This window comes from Bacillus cereus group sp. BceL291 (assembly GCF_051776705.1).
In the GTDB taxonomy this organism is placed as follows: Bacteria; Bacillota; Bacilli; order Bacillales; family Bacillaceae_G; genus Bacillus_A; species Bacillus_A cereus.
The window spans coordinates 1-3,313 of the sequence record NZ_JBPWAP010000176.1 but is presented as its reverse complement, the minus strand read 5'-3'; the positions used below and the strand labels follow the sequence as shown (position 1 = coordinate 3,313).

Here is a 3,313-nt window from a genome sequence, read left to right as displayed (position 1 = left end):
TGAATTGAAAGATTCATAAAAAATGTCATCCTTTCTAGCTAGCTTTTTAGAAAGAATAACGTTTTTTGACACTTGGGGGTAGTGCAAATTCTTAAGTTGATGGGCATGGGGGAGTATCATGAGGGGATTAAAAGTTGTTGGAATTATAGCTGGAATTACTATAGTAGGCTGTATAGCTTTCTTTTCAGTGAAGGAATATGTCAATTCCAAAGAAGACTCTAATTATGTGCTAAATTACATAAAAGAACATAAGGATGATAAAACAACTTCTTTAATTGTTAAAAGAAATGGTGAAACATTGACATCAATAAATGAAAAAGAAAAATTACCGCTAGCAAGTATGTCGAAAATCGTTATAGCAATTGAATATGCTAAGCAAGTAGCTGAAGGAAAAATAAGAAAAGACGAGAAAATTTCATTGAAAGAATTAGAAAAATACTATGTGAAAAATACTGATGGTGGTGCACACCCTGCATGGCTAGATGATGTAAAAGGTAAAGAGTTAGTGAAGGGCGGTCAAACTTCTTTAGAAGAAGTAGTGAAAGGAATGATCCATTATAGTTCGAATGCGAATGCATCATATTTATTGGACAAGCTTGGAGCAGCGCGGATAAATGAAAGTTTGAAAGAGTTAGGCTTAAATAGTCACGATGAATTTTATCCAACGTATACAGGGGCATTATATATGAGGGGCTATGTTGAAAAAGAACTGCATATTCCTCAAAATAAAGCATTGGACAAGCTACGTAATATGTCTAATGATGAATATGTTAAGCATGTATGGCAAATACATGAATGGATGAAAGACGAGAAAGAATGGACAAAACGCGAGATATCGTTAAAAGCCGATATGGATTTTCAGCGTATTTGGTCAGATCGGTTTATAGGTGCAAATGCTAAGGATTACATGAGTTTATTGGAAAAGATAAATAGCAGAAATTATTTTACACCACAAATGCAAGGTGAGGTTGAGAATATATTTAAAGGAACCGTAGGAGAGGGTATATTCGAATTTGCTGGACAGAAAGGTGGTTCTACGGCATTTGTATTAACAAATAGTTTCTATGGTACTGATAAAAAAGGGAATAAGATTGAGATTGTCTTTATGATGAACAATTTGAGTGAAAAAGCATTTGAAAAACTTCTAAGTAATATGGATTACTTTATTCGAGATATTGTCATAAGTGAGAAATTCAGAAATAAATTATAATGAAATAATTTTATTATGTAAACAAAGGGGCACTTATGAAAAGTGCTCTTTTGTAATACAGGATTTTCCAATCTTATTATTGAATATAGATGGAAAATAAGATTGGAGGTTAAAAAATGACAACAATATATTTCGTTCGCCATGCCCATTCTACATATACAAAAGAAGAACGGGAACGATCTTTATCTGAAAAAGGGCACTGTGATGCAGAAAATGTAACGCATTTATTAAAAGATAAACATATTGATGTTGTTATTTCTAGTCCTTACAAAAGAGCAATCCAAACTGTACAAGGAATTGCGAATACATATAAATTATCAATACAAACTGAAGAAGATTTGCGTGAAAGATTATTGAGCACAGAGCCAGTATCAAATTTTAATGATGCTATGCAGAATGTGTGGAAAGATTGGAGTTTTGCATACGAAGGCGGAGAATCGAATACTGTAGCACAAAAGCGCGCTGTAATATGTATACAAAATATATTAAAAAAATATGAAGGTAAGAATATTGTAATAGGTACGCATGGAAATATTATGGTATTACTAATGAATTATTTTAATTCGAAATATGATTTGGAGTTTTGGAAAACACTTCATATGCCTGATGTGTATAAATTAAATTTTGATAAAAATCGTTTCATTTCTGCTGAAAGAATAGAGAAAACAGGTCATCGGTTAAATATTTTGTAAAAGTTTATTAAAAAAAGAGGAAAGAGAGAAGTTATTGTAGAAGTATGACTTTGTAACATAAAAATTATATGTTAAAGGAGGCTGTTTACATGTTTGAGAAAGAGAAAGAAGGGCTTATTGAAGTTCACAACGTATATGAAATTGCACCAGCAGATGGAACAATTATTGGTATGGCAACAGAAGAAGAAATGGAAATTGCTGCTGAACTAGAGCTGCAGTACTATGCCCATTCTCGTTTGCTAGAAGCAAATATTCAGTTAGACGGTTCCTCCTATAAAGAGTTACTTCAGGAGTTCCAGGAGTACGAAAGAAAATCAATGAGCTTTTGGCGAGCAATACATAAGCGTTTAGCTGTGCCATGGGCATGGGTATTACGTATTGATGTTGCGAATGGCCCTATTTATGTAAGTAATGGGAATGCTTATTACGAAGAAATCGATGATGAAGAAGATTATGAATAGATAAGTAAGGAAGCAACTTTAGTTGCTTCCTTTTTTTATTTATAGAGATTGAACAGCCCCAATAATAATATCAGGCCGATCAATTTCGATTCCGTGACCAGCATGTTCGGCAAGTATATATTGGCTATGTATTGAGAGTTGTAATTGTTCATGGATCAGTTCTTGCCACATTGCTTCAAGTTGTGTTGCTTCCTCTTTTGGCATGCCACCATTAGTCAATTGAGTAATAGAATATTGAGGATCTCTACCGATAACGATTAATGGTATTTCTAATGTTTTACATAGCTCTTTTAGTGAGAGAGCACAGTTTTTCCACTCCGATAGTTCAGAAGCTGTCGCTTTATATAATGAAGGCGAGGTAGAGAATCCAATTTGCTGTTTTGATTGATCGGTGAGAATAGATTTTAGTTCATTATAAAGTGTGTCTACATCCATTTTGGAGTATGTATTATATTTTTCAAGCCACATATCATCCGAGTCAGTTTGATCAGAAATTGGTAAATGAAGTTCATCTAAACGGTGTAAGTTCATCGAAGTAGAATCAACTAAAATAAGTGCTTGCAGCTTATCTTCATGTAACATCGCAAAATGTTGTGCACATAATCCTCCATAGGAATGACCGATTAGAATAAATGGCTCTTGAATAGCTAGTTTGTTTAGTAACATATGCAGCTCTTTTGTAACTTGCCTTATTGTACGTGGTTGATTTCCTAGCTCACTTTTCCCGTAACCTGGGCGATGGTATGAAACGACTGTAAAGTGCTGTGAAAGCTTTTTTATAATAGGAAGCCAATCATAAAATGAGCAACTCATTCCGGTTTGAATGACTACAGTTTGTTTACCACCTCCTCGTATGATTAAGTTAGGTTTTTTAGGGACGGGATGTACCTATAAACCCAAGAGTATCTATTTTTATGAGATACTTAAATTTGTAGATAGAGTGTTGCCGA

Annotated in this window: 4 protein-coding genes; 3 read left to right on the top strand and 1 reads right to left on the bottom strand. The window is 33.8% G+C overall.

Annotated features, from left to right (window positions below; all coding sequences use genetic code 11):
• Nucleotides 1-118: 118 nt before the first annotated feature.
• The 3 genes from ACS2CR_RS33770 to ACS2CR_RS33760 all read left to right on the top strand — a co-directional run bounded on the left by ACS2CR_RS33770 (nt 119) and on the right by ACS2CR_RS33760 (nt 2,363).
• Entirely contained in the window at nt 119-1,210 is a 1,092-nt protein-coding gene (locus ACS2CR_RS33770) for a serine hydrolase (RefSeq protein WP_084064941.1), read from the top strand.
• A 116-nt stretch (nt 1,211-1,326) separates the two neighbouring features.
• Nucleotides 1,327-1,902: a histidine phosphatase family protein gene (locus tag ACS2CR_RS33765; RefSeq protein ID WP_000208300.1), complete on the top strand. Its 576-nt coding sequence runs from the start codon at nt 1,327-1,329 to the stop codon at nt 1,900-1,902.
• An 89-nt stretch (nt 1,903-1,991) separates the two neighbouring features.
• A complete protein-coding gene (locus ACS2CR_RS33760; protein WP_000461766.1) occupies nt 1,992-2,363 on the top strand; it encodes a hypothetical protein in 372 nt (123 codons plus the stop codon).
• Between the two features lie 39 nt (nt 2,364-2,402).
• Here ACS2CR_RS33760 and ACS2CR_RS33755 read toward each other — a convergent pair whose 3' ends face one another.
• Nucleotides 2,403-3,221 carry an alpha/beta fold hydrolase gene (locus tag ACS2CR_RS33755; RefSeq protein WP_309567932.1) on the bottom strand — a complete coding sequence of 273 codons (819 nt, stop codon included), beginning with the start codon at nt 3,219-3,221 and terminating at the stop codon, nt 2,403-2,405.
• Between the last annotated feature and the right edge of the window lie 92 nt (nt 3,222-3,313).

Bases quoted from the DNA above. Each gene is read 5' to 3' on its own strand.
- ACS2CR_RS33770 (WP_084064941.1), top strand. From the start codon at position 119: ATGAGGGGATTAAAAGTTGTTGGAATTATAGCTGGAATTACTATAGTA.
- ACS2CR_RS33765 (WP_000208300.1), top strand. From the start codon at position 1,327: ATGACAACAATATATTTCGTTCGCCATGCCCATTCTACATATACAAAA.
- ACS2CR_RS33760 (WP_000461766.1), top strand. From the start codon at position 1,992: ATGTTTGAGAAAGAGAAAGAAGGGCTTATTGAAGTTCACAACGTATAT.